The 14,133-nt window shown below is 63.5% G+C and carries 17 protein-coding genes; 6 read left to right on the top strand and 11 right to left on the bottom strand.

The genetic code is table 11. From position 1 onward, the window contains the following. Positions 1-5: 5 nt before the first annotated feature. The 4 genes from RQX22_RS15065 to RQX22_RS15050 form a co-directional block, all read right to left on the bottom strand. A complete protein-coding gene (locus RQX22_RS15065) occupies positions 6-305 on the bottom strand; it encodes a hypothetical protein (RefSeq protein ID WP_315727380.1) in 300 nt (99 codons plus the stop codon). 146 nt (positions 306-451) lie between these two features. Further along, positions 452-715 carry a DksA/TraR family C4-type zinc finger protein gene (locus RQX22_RS15060; protein WP_315727379.1) on the bottom strand — a complete coding sequence of 88 codons (264 nt, stop codon included), beginning with the start codon at positions 713-715 and terminating at the stop codon, positions 452-454. Between the two features lie 85 nt (positions 716-800). Beyond that, a complete protein-coding gene (locus RQX22_RS15055) occupies positions 801-1,616 on the bottom strand; it encodes a transglutaminase-like domain-containing protein (protein ID WP_315727530.1) in 816 nt (271 codons plus the stop codon). 2 nt (positions 1,617-1,618) lie between these two features. Then, positions 1,619-2,539, bottom strand: coding sequence for a transglutaminase family protein (locus RQX22_RS15050; RefSeq protein WP_315727378.1), 921 nt, complete (start codon positions 2,537-2,539; stop codon positions 1,619-1,621). A gap of 21 nt (positions 2,540-2,560) precedes the next feature. On the opposite strand from RQX22_RS15050, the gene RQX22_RS15045 reads away from it, so the two are divergent. Beyond that, positions 2,561-3,325, top strand: coding sequence for an N-formylglutamate amidohydrolase (locus tag RQX22_RS15045; RefSeq protein WP_315727377.1), 765 nt, complete (start codon positions 2,561-2,563; stop codon positions 3,323-3,325). A gap of 188 nt (positions 3,326-3,513) precedes the next feature. After that, the gene (locus RQX22_RS15040) at positions 3,514-3,936 is read left to right on the top strand and encodes a VOC family protein (protein ID WP_315727376.1); all 423 of its coding nucleotides are present in this window, start codon (positions 3,514-3,516) and stop codon (positions 3,934-3,936) included. 25 nt (positions 3,937-3,961) lie between these two features. Here the strand turns inward: RQX22_RS15040 and RQX22_RS15035 are convergent, their stop codons facing one another. Continuing rightward, positions 3,962-4,612, bottom strand: a complete 651-nt coding sequence (locus RQX22_RS15035; protein ID WP_315727375.1) for a hypothetical protein — start codon at positions 4,610-4,612, stop codon at positions 3,962-3,964. 127 nt (positions 4,613-4,739) lie between these two features. Between RQX22_RS15035 and RQX22_RS15030 the strand changes: the two genes are divergently transcribed. Next, positions 4,740-5,729 carry a 2OG-Fe(II) oxygenase gene (locus RQX22_RS15030; RefSeq protein ID WP_315727374.1) on the top strand — a complete coding sequence of 330 codons (990 nt, stop codon included), beginning with the start codon at positions 4,740-4,742 and terminating at the stop codon, positions 5,727-5,729. Positions 5,730-5,751: 22 nt separating this feature from the next. On the opposite strand, the gene RQX22_RS15025 is transcribed toward RQX22_RS15030, so the two are convergent. After that, a complete protein-coding gene (locus RQX22_RS15025) occupies positions 5,752-6,078 on the bottom strand; it encodes a YciI family protein (protein ID WP_315727373.1) in 327 nt (108 codons plus the stop codon). A gap of 118 nt (positions 6,079-6,196) precedes the next feature. On the opposite strand from RQX22_RS15025, the gene RQX22_RS15020 reads away from it, so the two are divergent. Both RQX22_RS15020 and RQX22_RS15015 read left to right on the top strand, forming a co-directional pair. Continuing rightward, a complete protein-coding gene (locus RQX22_RS15020) occupies positions 6,197-6,394 on the top strand; it encodes a hypothetical protein (protein ID WP_315727372.1) in 198 nt (65 codons plus the stop codon). A 48-nt stretch (positions 6,395-6,442) separates the two neighbouring features. Further along, positions 6,443-7,213, top strand: coding sequence for a DUF4336 domain-containing protein (locus RQX22_RS15015; protein ID WP_315727371.1), 771 nt, complete (start codon positions 6,443-6,445; stop codon positions 7,211-7,213). Positions 7,214-7,287: 74 nt separating this feature from the next. Here the strand turns inward: RQX22_RS15015 and bfr are convergent, their stop codons facing one another. Both bfr and RQX22_RS15000 read right to left on the bottom strand, forming a co-directional pair. Further along, positions 7,288-7,767 carry a bacterioferritin gene (gene bfr, locus RQX22_RS15010; protein WP_315727370.1) on the bottom strand — a complete coding sequence of 160 codons (480 nt, stop codon included), beginning with the start codon at positions 7,765-7,767 and terminating at the stop codon, positions 7,288-7,290. Positions 7,768-8,199: 432 nt separating this feature from the next. Further along, positions 8,200-8,652 (bottom strand): Lrp/AsnC family transcriptional regulator, encoded by a 453-nt coding sequence (locus RQX22_RS15000; protein WP_315727368.1) that lies wholly within the window; start codon positions 8,650-8,652, stop codon positions 8,200-8,202. 181 nt (positions 8,653-8,833) lie between these two features. Between RQX22_RS15000 and RQX22_RS14995 the strand changes: the two genes are divergently transcribed. After that, positions 8,834-10,435 carry an alpha/beta hydrolase family protein gene (locus tag RQX22_RS14995; protein WP_315727367.1) on the top strand — a complete coding sequence of 534 codons (1,602 nt, stop codon included), beginning with the start codon at positions 8,834-8,836 and terminating at the stop codon, positions 10,433-10,435. A gap of 252 nt (positions 10,436-10,687) precedes the next feature. Here RQX22_RS14995 and RQX22_RS14990 read toward each other — a convergent pair whose 3' ends face one another. The 3 genes from RQX22_RS14990 to RQX22_RS14980 all read right to left on the bottom strand — a co-directional run bounded on the left by RQX22_RS14990 (position 10,688) and on the right by RQX22_RS14980 (position 14,126). Then, positions 10,688-11,407 (bottom strand): hypothetical protein, encoded by a 720-nt coding sequence (locus tag RQX22_RS14990; RefSeq protein WP_315727366.1) that lies wholly within the window; start codon positions 11,405-11,407, stop codon positions 10,688-10,690. A 500-nt stretch (positions 11,408-11,907) separates the two neighbouring features. After that, complete coding sequence (locus RQX22_RS14985) at positions 11,908-13,032, bottom strand: alpha/beta hydrolase (protein WP_315727365.1); 1,125 nt, start codon at positions 13,030-13,032, stop codon at positions 11,908-11,910. Positions 13,033-13,082: 50 nt separating this feature from the next. Then, positions 13,083-14,126 (bottom strand): alpha/beta hydrolase, encoded by a 1,044-nt coding sequence (locus tag RQX22_RS14980; RefSeq protein WP_315727364.1) that lies wholly within the window; start codon positions 14,124-14,126, stop codon positions 13,083-13,085. Between the last annotated feature and the right edge of the window lie 7 nt (positions 14,127-14,133).

The raw sequence follows: 14,133 nt of genomic DNA, 5'->3' as shown, positions 1-14,133 counted from the left end.
CCGGATCATTCCTGCGGGGATGTTTCCAAGGGAGCGATCTCGCGAAGCACTTTCACGATCGCCGGGTCGCGGACATAATCCGGCCGGGGCGCTTCGGCGAAATAACCGGATACCGCGACCTTCCGCGTTTCGTCCAGGTAGAGCAGCTTCCATCCCGGCCGGCCAGGCCCGTTGATGTCGGCTTGCGGCTGCCACGCCTGGATCACTTCCCGGCCTTCGGAATCCAAACCGACGGCGTAAACCTCGACGACCCGGCTCCAGCCGTCATAATAAAGCTCCAGGCAGCAGCCCTTTTCGAGCGCCATACAGGCCCGTTCGATTCGCAGTTGCCGGTCCCCCAAGGTTGAACGGGTAACCTAGCAGCAACGGAAAGCCGACGTCGTTGATCTGGATTAAGGCCGCCAATGGCGAAGGCGATCTGTCGTTCCGCGGCACGTGCCACGGCAGCCCCTCACCGCAACTGGCTGTCCTTGCTGCCCCTGCGGTTGATGCCGGCAGCGACCTTGCGGCCGTCACGGGCCGATTGGCAGGTGACGCAGGTCCGGGCGCTCGGCAAGGCGATCCGGCGTGGCTCCGGTATAAGCTCGCCGCAATCGTCGCAATGGTCCGCGCCCGCCCCGGCCAGCATCGCCGCGCGCGCGCTCAGCACGGCGTCCTTCACCGTGTCGTCGATCTGCTCCTGAACCGCGCCGTCGCGCGTCCAACCGCCGGCCATCTTATCCTCCGAGGTTCGTCATGCCTGACCCAATATATGGGCCGGAAGGCATTGGTTTCCAATCCTTTCCCATGGAAGCAAGGATCTAACGCGGCTCGGTCACCTCGTCGGTGTGCACGTCGAACCGCACCAGCCTGGTCGGGCCGAAGCTGGTGGTGAGCGCGGTGTCGGTGGCGTCGCGGCCGCGGGCCATCAGGATGCGGCCTATGCGCGGACGGTTGTGCCGGGCGTCGAAGGCGTGCCAGGCGCCGCCCAGATAGACATCGAACCAGGCCGAAAAGTCCATCGGCGCATCGGCGGGCGGGACGCCGATATCGCCCAGATAGCCGAAGCAGTAGCGCGCCGGTATGTTCATGCATCGGCACAAGGTGATGGCCAGGTGGGCGAAGTCCCGGCACACCCCCTTCTGTTCCTGATGGGCGTCCCAGGCGGTCTTGGTCGGCCGGGCATATTGATAGCCGAAGCTGATATGATTGTGGGTGAAGTCGACGATCGCCTGCACCTTGTCCCACCCATTGTCGATATGACCGAACAGCGACCAGGCCGTGTCCGACAGCCGGTCGGTCTCGCAATAGCGGCTTCCGAGCAGGAACATCAGCACATCATCGGGCAGGTCCTCGATCCGGTGCTGCACGGCATCGCGGGCGACGGGATCGGGCAGGCCGCTATCCTCGATGGTGAAATCGCAGGACAGGGTCACCCCGCCCTTCGGCACGGTCAGCCGGGTGCACATATTGCCATAGGCATCGAGGAAATCGTAGATCGGGATGTCGGGATCGACGAAAATCCGCTGCGGCGTCCTCAAATCCTTGTTGCGGGACGGATGCAGGTTCAGCATCGCCATCATCGGCGTGTCGGTGTCGGCTTCGTAACAAATGTCATATCCTGCGCGGATCAGCATCTTCATCTCTTTCCTGTGCCGCCGGCGGCAGCATTGCTGGGCGATTTGACCTGGCCGTCGACCCTCACGTCGACGCTGACTTCCATGTCGAGGAAACTGCCGGGAAAGCCGCTCCAGGTCCCGGAAACCGGCACGGCCTGATAGATGTCGCGCGCCACCGCGACACGGATCAGGCCGCGATTGCCGACGATGCCGTTGGTCGGATCGAACTCGACCCAGCCCGAACCTGGCAGGTAGACGCGGACCCAGGCATGGGTATTTCCGCCCCCGGTACGACGTTCGCTGGCCGTCGCATTATAGACATAGCCCGACACGAAGCGGGCGGCGAAGCCCAGGGCGCGCGCCGCCTCGATCATCAGCACCGCATAATCGCGGCACGTCCCCTTCATCCGGGTCAATGATTCTATCGGGGTCTGGGTTCCCTTCTCGGCCCGCGAGACATAGGTGAAGTCGCGCTTGATCGCCTCGGTCATCCCCGAAAGCATCGCCAGCGTCTCGGTCTTGCCCGACGGGTGCAGGAATTGCCGCGCCCAACTGTCGACCTGGCGCAGCGGATCCAGATGCTGACGCTCGATCGAGCGGAGGAGATCGGGCATTTCCTCCGCGGCATAAGTGAAGGGATAGAGGCGGGCATAATCCTCGATATTGACCTTCTGGATCTCGGCCGGGTGGTGATCGACCTTCACCTGGCTTTCGACCACCAGGCTGCTCGCCCTCTTGTCGAAGGTGGCGATGGCCACCGAATTGCCGAACACGTCCTGGACCCAGCGCAGGCCCGAGGGTCGCGGCTCGATCCGGAGTCTGGCATCGACGAGATGCTGGTCGTAACTCTCGCGCGGGCGCACCATGAGTCGGTGCTCGCCGAACGCCACCGGCTGGCGATAGGTATAGGTGGTGATATGAGAAACGTTGAGCAGAGGCATCGGGAATCCGCGTCAGGAAATTTGCTCACCGCCGATGATCCGCCGGCCGTGCGGGTGTTCAACCCAAAGGGACGCGCATCGTTCCTGCTGCTGGGCGATCATGCCGGCCGGGCGATCCCCGCAGCGCTCGGAACGCTCGGCCTCGGCGAAGCCGATCTCGACCGGCATATCGGCTGGGACATCGGCGTCGGCGCCGTTGGCGAAGCGCTCGCCTCCGCCCTCGACGCCGTGTTCGTCCGGCAGACCTATTCGCGGCTCGTGATCGACTGCAACCGCGATCCCGATCGTGCCGATGCCATCCCCGCGATCAGCGACGGCACCGTCATTGCCGGCAACGAGAACCTCACGCCAGGCCAGCGCCGGATGCGCATCGAAGAGGTGCATTCGCCCTATCAGCGCGCCATCGCCGAAATGATCGCCCGCCGCGAAGCCGAGGGCCGCGAGACCATCCTGATCGCCCTTCACAGCTTCACGCCCTGGATGCTGGGCTTCGACCGGCCCTGGGACATCGGCGTGCTCCATGCCGGCGGCGACACGCGTTTCGCCACGTCCCTGCTGGCCGCGCTCCGAGACCGGCCCGATCTCGTCGTGGGCGACAACCAGCCTTATGCCATGGACGATGTCGATCACACCATCCCGGTCCACGCCTATCCGGACCGCCGCCTTTATGCCGAGATCGAGATCAGGCAGGATCATCTGGCGGACCCGGAGGGCGTCGGGCGCTGGTGCGCCATCCTTGCCGACACATTTGCCCAGGCGGCCGAAGCAAAAGACCGGCCTGGCTGAGATTTCCGGCGAGGGAAGGCAGGCCGTTTGCCACGCGGACGGCACCGGGTTAGAGATCGAGCCGGTCGAAAAAGACAGGACGGTCAGGTTGGCCCGTCCGCTTCTCGAAGCTCTGTCCGGCGCCTGCCGAGACCCGCGGCCCTTGAACGCCGGCGCAGCCAACGCGTCGGCGATGGAAAGGGAATGACATGCAACAGCAGATCGCCGTCGTCACATTGGGAATCTCCGATCTTTCCCGCTCGCGCCATTTCTATGTCGAAGGGTTCGGCTGGTCGCCCGTGTTCGAGAACGCGGAAATCGCCTTCTACCAGATGAACGGCTTCGTCTTCGGCACCTGGCTCCAGCCCGAACTGGAAAAGGACATGGACCGTCCCGGCCTCGCCCGGCAAGGCGCCTTCGCCTTGGCCCATAATGTCCGCACCGCCGACCAGGTGGCGCCGCTGATGGATCGGCTCGTCGCGGCCGGCGGACGCATGCTCCGCCCTGCCGACACGCCTCCCCATGGCGGCCTTCGCGGCTATGTCGCCGATCCCGACGATCATGCGTGGGAAATCGCCTGGAACGCCGCCTGGCCGATCGACGCGAACGGCATGGTGACGTTCAAGGGCTGACGCGCGCCAGCAAGGGCCGAAAGGGTCAGGCGAAGCTGAAATTGACCGGCGCGGGCCGGATCTGCCCGTCAAAGGCCTGATCCCGATAGGGACCTAAGCGATCGACCCAGTGCAGGAACAGGTGGGCGGACCAGCCATTGGGATTGGGCCTGGTCCGTCCATGGCGGTGGTTGACCCCGCGATAGAGCAAGGCGTCGCCGACCGCGAGCGGTATCGCGGCGAAAGGCTCCGATCCGAAATCCGCATCCACCTGGGCGGAGGGCGCCGGATGGCGGGTCTTGCCGATCTCCAGGTCCCAGATCTCGCCGTCGCTATAATCCAGCGCCAGCGAAAGGCTGTGCTCGCAGGAGGGTCGGTCGGAATGGACGCGGCAGACGTCGCCCTCCCGATAGATACGGAAATAATCGTAGGTGGGGAGCAGGTCCCGCCCGACGATCTGGCTGACGATCGGCGTCAGGCCCCACAGGAAATGAAGCATCGGCTTGTAATGATGGCCGTAAATCTCGAAGGCCGGCCGATCGAGGAGGTTGGGAAAATCCTCCACCCGGCTGAGCGGGATGGCGCCCGGCCCGATCTGCTCCTTCAGCCCCTGGAGAAAGGCCAAAGCGATCTCGACGGGAACCAGGCCCTCGATATGGGCATAGCCATCTTCCTGATAGCGGCCGATCACCTTCATGGCCTTCGGCTAGGCCCGGCAACAGCGAAGCGCAAGCCGCCCCGCCACCACGTCCTGACCAAAGTCTTCGGCCAAGCCCTTGAAACCCCCTCTTTCTTTTCCGGCCATCGGGCTTAATGGCTGAACGATGGCATGGCAGGCCCTGATCGAGCGGGTGAACGCCCTGATCGGCGCGCGTCGGTTCGCGGAGGCGGCGCAATGCCTCATCGACGCCGCCGCGGCCGGGGATCGGACGGCGATGGTCGAGCTGGCCGACTGGCGCATCGGCGGCGATCTGGTCCGCCGCGATCTCGCCGCTGCCCGTGCGCTCCTCCAGGGCGCGGCCGCCAAGAGACATGAAGCGGCGGCGCTGCTGCACACGGCCTTCCTCGCTGCGGGCGTCGGCGGCCAGGCCGACTGGCCCGGCGCGCTGGCCGAACTGCGCGCTTTGGCGCCGCATTATCCCCACGCGGCCCGCCAGCTGGGCCTGATCGGGCAAATGGAGATCGACGCTCGCGGCGCCCCAACATCTCTCCCGACCCCGCGCCGGCTGAGCGACGCGCCGGACGTCGTCGCGATTCCCGGTTTCATGACGCCGGAGGAATGCGCCTATCTGATCGAAGCCGGCCGCCCTGTCCTGCAGCCGTCGCTGGTCGTCGATCCCGCCAGCGGCCGGACCGTCCCGCATCCGGTCCGCGCCTCCGATGCGGCGATGTTCGGCCTCTATGCCGAGGATGTCGCCATCCACGCCCTCAACCGCCGCATCGCCGCGGCCAGTGGCACCGAGCCCGGCCAGGGGGAACCGCTGCAGCTCCTCCGCTACCAGGCCGGCGGCGAATATCGCGCCCATATGGATGCGCTTCCCGGCGAGCCGAACCAGCGCATCGCCACCCTGCTCGTCCATCTCAACGAGGATTATGAAGGGGGCGAGACCCGCTTCGTCCGCACCGGCCTCTGCTACAAGGGCCGGACCGGCGATGCGCTGCTGTTCGCCAATGTCGGCGCCGACGGCCGCGCGGATCCGCTCTCCGAACATGCCGGCCTGCCGGTCACAAGCGGCGAAAAGTTCATCGCCTCCCGCTGGATCCGGGCCCGCGCCTTCGCCTTTCCGCCGCCGGCGCCGCTGGTCGATCTCTGATGCGAACTCTGATGCGAACGATTCAGGCGTCCGCCGCCCGCATTTTCCTCGCCTCTTCGGCAAGGAAGCCCTTTTCCCGCTCCGGCGCCATCCAGCGGCTTTCGTAAATCTCCACCGTTTCGAACATGCCCGGCGCGAAATAGGGATCCCTGGCCAGATGCGCGTCCAGCGCGTCCCGGCTGGGCAGGTCGAAGACGAAGAGGCTGCCGATCATCCGCCCTTCGTCCAGCAGCGGGCCGGCATAGACGATCCCGTCCTGCGCGCCGGCGACGAATTCGAGATGGTCGGCGCGCCGCTCCTTGCGGGCCTGCCCGTCCGCTTTGTCCTTGCCGATGACGACGAAATGCATGGCCTCGCTCCTTTTGTCCTGCCGCCTGCCGCTTAAGGTGCTGCCTCGATCGCCGCAATGGGACGGGGGCGAATGGCGACATGCGGGAACAAGGCCGGCGACGATATGTTTGCTGTGCATGGATCGGGAAATCCACGACAAGCCGAGCGAGGTCGGCGCCGAGGACGGGCATGTGAATGTCGACGGCCCCGATGGCGTCGCGGTGACGATGACGCCGGAAGCGGCGGCCGAGACCTCCCACCGCCTGCTGTTCGGCGCCGCCGAGGCGCGCGGCCAGCAGATCGCCGAAGAAGACCGGAAGAAAGCCCGGCTGTAGCTGCGGCCGGCCGATAGGCGCCAGAGCACGCGGAGGCCGGACGGGGCCATGAACGACCGACAGGACCCGCCTTTCACCTATCCGCCGCTGAACCGGCTCAAGCCGGTCTGCGAGAATCTGTGGATCGTCGACGGGCCGATCATCCGCTTCGGCATGCCTTGGCCGAAACTGCCGTTTCCGACGCGAATGACGATCGTCCGGTCGGGAAAGCGGGATCTCTTCATCCATTCCCCGACGCCGCCGACACAAGAGCTCCGCCGGGAAATCGAGGCCATAGGCGAACCGCGCTGGATCGTTGCGCCGAACCGCATCCATCATGCCTGGATCGGCGAATGGATGAAGGCGTTCCCGCAGAGCGAAGCCTATCTCGCCCCCGGCATCGAGGCGCAGAGGGGAAAGCCCGTCGACTTTCCCTTCCACCGGCTCGACCGGGATGGCGGTTGTCCCCAGGGTGGCTGGCCCTGGGACAGCTGGATGGACACATTGCCCATCGAAAGCCGCTACATGACGGAGGTGATATTCTTCCACCGGCCGACCGCGACCCTGATCGTCGCGGACCTCATCGAGAATTTCGAGCCGAAGCGCCTTCGCAATCCGGTGATGCGATTGCTCACCCGCCTGGGCGGCGTCCGCGATCCGCATGGCAGCATGCCCCGCGACATGCGCCTCACCTTTGCCGGCAGGCGGGCGCAGCTGAGGGCCGCGATCGACAAGATGATCGCATGGAATCCCGAACGGATCATCCTCGCCCACGGCCGCTGGTACGATCACGACGGCGCGGCCGAACTGCGGCGCGCCTTTCGCTGGCTGGACGAATGAAGGGAAGGACGCCGTTCAGCCGCGACCGGGGCCGGCGCCGGTAGTTGCCATAATCCCTGCGGCCGGCGCCGAAATCAGTCCTCGGCCGGCTTCGACTGGAGCTGGATATAATTTTGCAGCCCCATATTCTCGATCATGTCGAACTGCTTCTCCAGCGTGTCGACATGCTCCTCCTCGTTGGCGAGGATTTCGGTGAAGAGATCGCGGCTGACATAATCGCGCACCGTCTCGCAATGTTCGATCGCACCCTTGAGCTGGCCCACCGCCTCATATTCCAGATCGAGATCGGCGCGCAGCACCTCCTCGACATTCTCGCCGATGCGCAGCCGCCCGAGCAGTTGGAAATTCGGCAGGCCTTCCAGGAACAGGATCCGCTCGGTCAAGCGATCGGCATGCTTCATCTCGTCGATCGACTCGTGCCGCTCGAAATCCGCGAGGCGGGAAATGCCCCAATTGTCGAGCAGTCGGTAATGAAGCCAATATTGGTTGACCGCGGTCAGCTCATTCTTGAGCGCTTCGTTCAGCAGCTCGACTACCCGATCGTCACCCTTCATCACGGCCTCCTTGTTCGGCGCCTGTCTAACGAATGAGGCGGCGGAAAGGAACCCTCCAAAGGGGCTAAAAGTCGCAGAATTCCGCGAAAAATGAAGCTGCTATTGCTAGGCGCTCACACGTTCCGCGGCGATGATCTGGCGTGCGAATGAGAAGCATTGGCCGCACCGCGCGCGCCGCCCGCAACGGGCATAAGCGCTGGTCGGGCAGGACGCCCCTTCCCTAGCGGCCTTGCGGACGTCGGATTCGCGTAATGCGTTGCAGACACAAACGATCATGGGAGCAAGACCTATCACTCTTGCGATTAAGTCGCAATAGCCTGTTTGAGTGCGCGCAAATTTCCCATGCTCTCGTAAAAGTCGCCCTCTTACATTTTTCCCGTCGGACGTTGCCGTCGAGGCAGGACCGAATCGTTGGGCAGTGGCGGAACGACTTCACCCGACCGAGAGGCTTCTCTGAATGACCGGCTTCAGCGCGAAGCTGGAACTGATCGTTCTCATCCCGGGAATAGGCCGCAACACCTCGTCAAGGAAGCGCTGGAATTCGGCAATGTCCGCGACGGCCACACGCAACAGATAATCCACATCGCCCGCGAGCATGAAGCAGCTCAGGATCAGCGGCGAATCTGCGATAGCGGCCTCGAAAGTGTTGAGTTCGGGCTGGTTTTGCCGGTCCATCGAGACCGAGACGAAGACGCTGATCGGGCGGCCGGCCGCAGCTTCGTTGATCCTGGCGGAATAACCGTCGATCACGCCTCTGGCCTCCAGGGCCTTGACCCTTCGCACGGTAGGCGTCTCGGACAGACCAATCTGCTGCGCGAGATCCTTCCAGCTGATGCGACCATCCTGCGCGAGCACCGCAAGTATTGCCCGGTCAAAACTGTCCATAGCGTTTTCCCTCACATTCGCGGCAATATTTGCCCGTCAGCTCTAATAGCAGTGAAAAACCTAGCGAAAATAGTGGGATCCCCTTCGTACGGAATGCTAGAAAGCCAAGGTGAAAAGGCGAAATCGGGCTCGACGACCGGCGAAGCCGACGCCAGCAGACAGGAAAGGTTGAATCGGGACAATGCTTCGGACGAGCGGCGCCATCTTCCTCGCAGCGATCACATTTGGTCTGGCATCATGCGCGTCGCAACTCGCGGCAGCCTCTGATCGACCATCGGCCTCGGTCTCGGCCCCCGGCGTCACGCCCGGCGAAGAGACGGTATTCCTGATGCGGCAGGGCGCAGACATCGTTTCGGCGGAGTGGAATAGCCGCACGGCGGACGCCTCTTCCGGAACGATCATCGTCAACGAGTCTTCGCCGATCGCCTACACGCTCGACCTTGGAGCCTCCGGCATGGTTACAAAAGTGGCGATCGAGATTGCCCAGCCCGGCAGCGCGCCGATCCGGCTGGTCACACCGCTGCAGCAATCGTCCAAGACGGCGCCTCAGGATGCGAAGGAAGGGGTGGCACTCTATTTCGACCAGGCGCCGGTGGGAATGTTGGAGCAGCTTATCCGCTTTGCGAGGACGCAGGGAACGCCGGTCGTGACCACGAAGGTGTACCGATGGGTGGATCAGAAGAGCATCCCGGCGACAATCTCCTTCATCGGGACCGATCGCGCCAGAGCCGAGATCGGCGGCAAGCTCTTCGAACTGGTGGTGGACCAGACAGGGCGAGTCCTTTCGGGGCAGCTTCCCGATTATGGCCTCACCATCGAAAGACTGGGGCGTTTTCCGCGCGAGTCCTATCCAGATTGGGAAGCTTATGGCAGCAAGCCCGGCGCCCGGTACACGGCCGAGGAAGTTCGCATCCCCGCGCCCGAAGGCCATGTGCTCGCCGGCACGCTCACGATGCCGCTCGACAGACGGGATCGCGTGCCGGCGATGATCCTGATTACCGGGTCGAGCAAGAGCCACCGGAACGCCTCTTCATCCGCTTCCTCGCCCAGCAGCCCATTCCGGCAGATTGCCGACGCCCTTTCCAACCGCGGCATCGCGGTCCTGCGGCTGGACGATCGCGGTGTCGGCGGATCGAGCGGGAATTGGGACATCGCCACCACCTATGACGAAGCGGCGGACATCAAGACGGGGCTTCGATATCTGCGCGGCCGATCGGACATCGATCGCAAGCGGATCGCCCTGCTAGGCTGGAGCGAAGGAAGCATGATCGCGCCCTTGATCGCGGCCGAGGATCCTGACGTCGCGGCGCTGGTCCTGATGTGCGCACCGGCGACCGGTCGCGAGACGGTGGATTATCAAATCCGATACGAGGTGGATCGGGACCCCGCAATCGCGCGCGAGGATCGTGAGGCTCAAGCGGCGGCGACGCTGGCGAAGCAATATACATCGCCGCGCGCCCGCGCGATCATCCGCCTCGACAGCATTCCCAATGCCCGGCGTGTAACGGTGCCGGTCCTTCTCCTGCAAGGGACGACCGATCGCCAGGTGCCGCCGTTCAGTGCGTCGCGACTGGCCGCCGCATTTCAATCAAACGGGAATAAAGACGTTTCCGTCCGGCTTTTTCCGATCCTCAACCATCTATTCCTTCGTGACCCGGATGGCCGGGGGCGCGGCTACGGCTTCCTCCCGTCGATGCGTGTCCCGACCGAAGTGCTGGACAGCCTGAGCGATTGGGCGAGCAAGCGGTTGTCCGCGAAAAGCGACGATGCGGAAGGGCAATGAGCTCCGTCTATCGAATGAACCCAGTCTATCAAATGACCAAGTCCATCGGTCGTGAAGACGCCTTCGGATGCAATTACGCGAGGTTGCGGGCGACCCCGGATTATGACGCCGCCCGACCCTGCCTGCCGGAGGGGATGAGGCCAAGTCACCTCATCCCCTCGACCATCAGGCCATATTCGTACCGACAGTGAGAAAGAGCGTTTTGGGACGCCGAAGGTTCAGAAGGTTCGGCTTCCCAATAGACGAAAAAAACTAGCCCATATGTTCGAAATAGAGATTGCGCGCGCGGGCGGCTTGCTCGCGCTTGCGGGCGATCCGGGCATCGGCGGCGGCCTGTTCCTCGGGCGTGAGGGCGCGATCATAATCCGGGTCGCCGAAGCAACCATGTTCGTCGCCCGCGAAGCCATCGGGCGGCGGGAAGGATGTGCGCCATCCGCGCTCCGCCTCGCGCCAGACCGGCTTGTCGAAGCTTTCGGGCATCGGCAGACCATGATCGGCAAGGGCGAGAAAGCGATCGCCGTTCCAGGGGGGCGGGAGGCCCGGGGACGGCAGGCGGCCGAGCAGATAGATGAGAAGCCGATTGTCGTAGACCCGTTCCTCGTCGACCACAGCACCATGATAATAATGCCGGCGAAGCGTGCCGTTGACCGCGCGATCGAAGGCGACCGAGCGAAGCCGCTCGCCGCCCATGCGGATCGCGGCGTCCCAGGCGATGCGGAAGGAGGCGGCCTCGTCGCGGCGGCGGAGGCGGCTGGCGCTTTGCTCGGTCATGCCGACGCGGGCGGCGGCCTCCCGAACGATGCCGCAATCGGCCAGTTCCTCGATGAAGGCGCGCTGGCGTTCGGGGGTCCAGCCGTCGTGCCGATATTCCAGCGCGACGGGATCGAAGGCGAGCGTGGGAGCGGGAGATGCGGAGGTGCGATCGCCTTCCGCCAGGGACGGCAACGAGACCGTGAAAGTGGTTTCTTCCATCCGGCGGGCATGTAGCAGAAAATGGAGAACATATCAAGAACGTCTAGAGCGGCGATGCCTGTTTTATGTGGGCAGGATGTGGATCGAACCGTGACGGGCACTGCCGTTCTCCCCCGCATCGGGCCGTCGCGGGGCGTGTCGCGTCTGACTAGCGGTGGCCTTTAGACTGCGCGACACCACGCCGCTCATGCATCGATCACCGCTATCGAAGCGGCCTTGCCGTCTGATGTTAAGCCGATTCACGAACCCGCTGCACGGGGATTGGATCTGTGCGAGGTCAGAGAAAATGACGGCCCAGCCGAAGACACATAGACATGTCACCTTCCCGACCGCCAAACGCTATTTTCCCGACCGTTGGTTCAGGCCGTCACTCATAATGGACATTTGACGGCGAAAGGCCTCGACCAACCGCTTTTGCAATGAGTCCAAGGCGCGGAATGGCCACAGGCCTCATGCGTGCAGCATCGTCCCCTGCCCTGCCCCATCGTTGACAGGCATCACTAGCGGGCAAGATGCTTGCCGAAAAAGCGCACGGCAACATCATACGATTCCCTTATCTCGGGCGTGTCGGGCACACTCCAGAAGGCATGGCCAGCGCCGTCCCAGATATGCAGATCTGCTTCGACGCCAAGCCTTATGAGCTTGTTGTGCGTGTTGATCGCCCCGCTCAATTCCACTGCCCTGGTTCCGGTGAGAAGCAAAGTGGGCGGGAAGCGCTTCAACACGTCCGGCCAATTGATTGGTGAAATGAGCGGGCCCGAAGTGTCTGCATCTTCAAAATACCCATCCTGGCGGACAGGCTTTCCAACCGCCGGTGGCGGCGGTGCCGGATAGCCGTTGAGCAGCGAGGCGAAATAGCGAGAATCTCCGGTGGGTTCGAAATCATTGCCAGCCGATGCGCAAAAAATTCCGATCGCCCCCGGCGCCGGCAGTCCATGCGTTTGAAACCACGCGACCGATCCCGCCGTGAGCATTCCGCCCGCCGAGCATCCGAAAATTCCGATCGATCCAGGCTTGTACGACTTCAGCAGCTCCGCATAGACTGCGGCGACATCTTCGCTGGCAGCCGGAAATTTATGTTCCGGCCATTTCCGATAATCGACCGAGATCACTTTGATCTTGCCAACGCTCGCGATCGGCACGGCCTCGAGCCTTCCGCCCAAGCCACCTCCCACCATGAAGCTGCCGCCGTGCAGACTGATCAGCACCCGGTTGGCATTGCCGGCATCGACACCACCTTTTGGGGTGATGATCTCCACGCTCACGCCGGCAATCTTCGCCGCGGCGATGTCGACCGGATATAGGGTCTTGATGCCGTCGAGCGCGGGCTTGAACAACGTCTCGTCGAGATCTTTCCGGAGCTTTGCGATCACCCCGGGTGCAGTGATGGGCCCGGCGAGGGTTGGATAGGTGTCGACGAACGTGCGCCGAACGAAGGCGTCGCGAAGTTGTTCGCTCGCCAGATCCGAAAACGGAATGGCGGCAGGAGCGATGTTGACCGTGCCGTTTCGCTCTACGGGCGCGGGCTTTTCATCCCCTTGCGCAGAGACGCCGCCGGTCGGGAAAAGCGCACTCCCAACGAACAACGCCAGACTTGCCGTGACGGTTTTTATCCAATGTGCCAACTCTGCCTCCGCTATTTCCTGTCCGCCCGGTTCGTAACGACAGCCCCGGTTCAACCAGCCCGATCGCGTCCGGAGGTTGTCGCTCGGTCGTCCGGCCAGCCTCCGGAACGAGAAGCCAGGACCAAGCTCTCGATCGCGGCGACGACCTTCGCGGCATGCGACTTTTCCAGGACCAGAGTGATATGACCTGCGCCCGCCACGACAATGTGCTTCGACTGCGTGGAGAGGTTGAGCAGGTCCGTGTGAAGGCCGATCTTGATCGCATCGAATTTGGCCATTTGTTGCGACATCGGGTCGCCGTCGGTTGCGATCGACTGCGCGCTGATCACCATCAGGGGAATTGATCCCAACGGGCCGGCGGCGATGGCCTCGCGAGCGGACTGGTCGAAAGCCCGCGCTTCCTGGTAGGTCGAGCGATAGCTGTCAGCGCGGTGGGAAAGACCTTCGATCTGCCGTTTAACATCCGTTGGCAGCGATGCCACCATCTTCATGTTGAACAGCGGATGATAAAAGCGGGTCAGGCCAGTCCCGGCCAGGAAACCCAGATAACGTGTCATCCGATCAGCGCGATCTTCCTGATCCGGCGAAAGCCTGGTGTTGAATGCTGCCTGCTGTTTTGGGTGACTGGGATCGATAAGGACCAATCCGGCAATGCTGTCTGGATGCCTGGCCGCAAACACATGCGCATATAATCCGGCAATCGAGTGCGCCGCGATAATATAAGGTCCGTGTTCGCCCGACCGTTCCAGCAACATATGCAATTGATCGGCGGCGGAGACGGCATCGTGAGATTGATCGGAGGTCTCGCTCCAACCGATCCCGGCGCGGTCATAGGAGCAGATGCGCGTCGTGTCGGAGACACCTTCCTGCAGCCAGTGATAAGCCGGGCTCGTCACTCCGGCGCCTGAATCGATCACGACTGTTGGACGCCCTGCCTGCCTGCTGCCGCTGCAAGCAATGTGAAGCTTGTGCCCGCCAACGTCTACAAGGCGGCCGGGCGCTGGCGCGGACGAACAGGCCGGCAAGGACAGCAGGCCGATAAACAAGATCGCGGCACTCCGCACGGCATTTCCTTTCGGCCGAATGGCGGCCATCGCGAGA

This window comes from Sphingosinicella rhizophila, assembly GCF_032378825.1.
Taxonomy (GTDB): domain Bacteria; phylum Pseudomonadota; class Alphaproteobacteria; order Sphingomonadales; family Sphingomonadaceae; genus Allosphingosinicella; species Allosphingosinicella rhizophila.
The sequence above is the reverse complement of the archived record's forward strand: the minus strand, read 5'-3'. Positions and strand labels throughout refer to the sequence as shown.

Bases quoted from the DNA above. Each gene is read 5' to 3' on its own strand.
- RQX22_RS15065 (WP_315727380.1), bottom strand. From the start codon at position 305: ATGGCGCTCGAAAAGGGCTGCTGCCTGGAGCTTTATTATGACGGCTGG.
- RQX22_RS15060 (WP_315727379.1), bottom strand. From the start codon at position 715: ATGGCCGGCGGTTGGACGCGCGACGGCGCGGTTCAGGAGCAGATCGAC.
- RQX22_RS15055 (WP_315727530.1), bottom strand. From the start codon at position 1,616: ATGCTGATCCGCGCAGGATATGACATTTGTTACGAAGCCGACACCGAC.
- RQX22_RS15050 (WP_315727378.1), bottom strand. From the start codon at position 2,539: ATGCCTCTGCTCAACGTTTCTCATATCACCACCTATACCTATCGCCAG.
- RQX22_RS15040 (WP_315727376.1), top strand. From the start codon at position 3,514: ATGCAACAGCAGATCGCCGTCGTCACATTGGGAATCTCCGATCTTTCC.
- RQX22_RS15035 (WP_315727375.1), bottom strand. From the start codon at position 4,612: ATGAAGGTGATCGGCCGCTATCAGGAAGATGGCTATGCCCATATCGAG.
- RQX22_RS15030 (WP_315727374.1), top strand. From the start codon at position 4,740: ATGGCATGGCAGGCCCTGATCGAGCGGGTGAACGCCCTGATCGGCGCG.
- RQX22_RS15025 (WP_315727373.1), bottom strand. From the start codon at position 6,078: ATGCATTTCGTCGTCATCGGCAAGGACAAAGCGGACGGGCAGGCCCGC.
- RQX22_RS15020 (WP_315727372.1), top strand. From the start codon at position 6,197: ATGGATCGGGAAATCCACGACAAGCCGAGCGAGGTCGGCGCCGAGGAC.
- RQX22_RS15015 (WP_315727371.1), top strand. From the start codon at position 6,443: ATGAACGACCGACAGGACCCGCCTTTCACCTATCCGCCGCTGAACCGG.
- bfr (WP_315727370.1), bottom strand. From the start codon at position 7,767: ATGAAGGGTGACGATCGGGTAGTCGAGCTGCTGAACGAAGCGCTCAAG.
- RQX22_RS15000 (WP_315727368.1), bottom strand. From the start codon at position 8,652: ATGGACAGTTTTGACCGGGCAATACTTGCGGTGCTCGCGCAGGATGGT.
- RQX22_RS14995 (WP_315727367.1), top strand. From the start codon at position 8,834: ATGCTTCGGACGAGCGGCGCCATCTTCCTCGCAGCGATCACATTTGGT.
- RQX22_RS14990 (WP_315727366.1), bottom strand. From the start codon at position 11,407: ATGGAAGAAACCACTTTCACGGTCTCGTTGCCGTCCCTGGCGGAAGGC.
- RQX22_RS14980 (WP_315727364.1), bottom strand. From the start codon at position 14,126: ATGGCCGCCATTCGGCCGAAAGGAAATGCCGTGCGGAGTGCCGCGATC.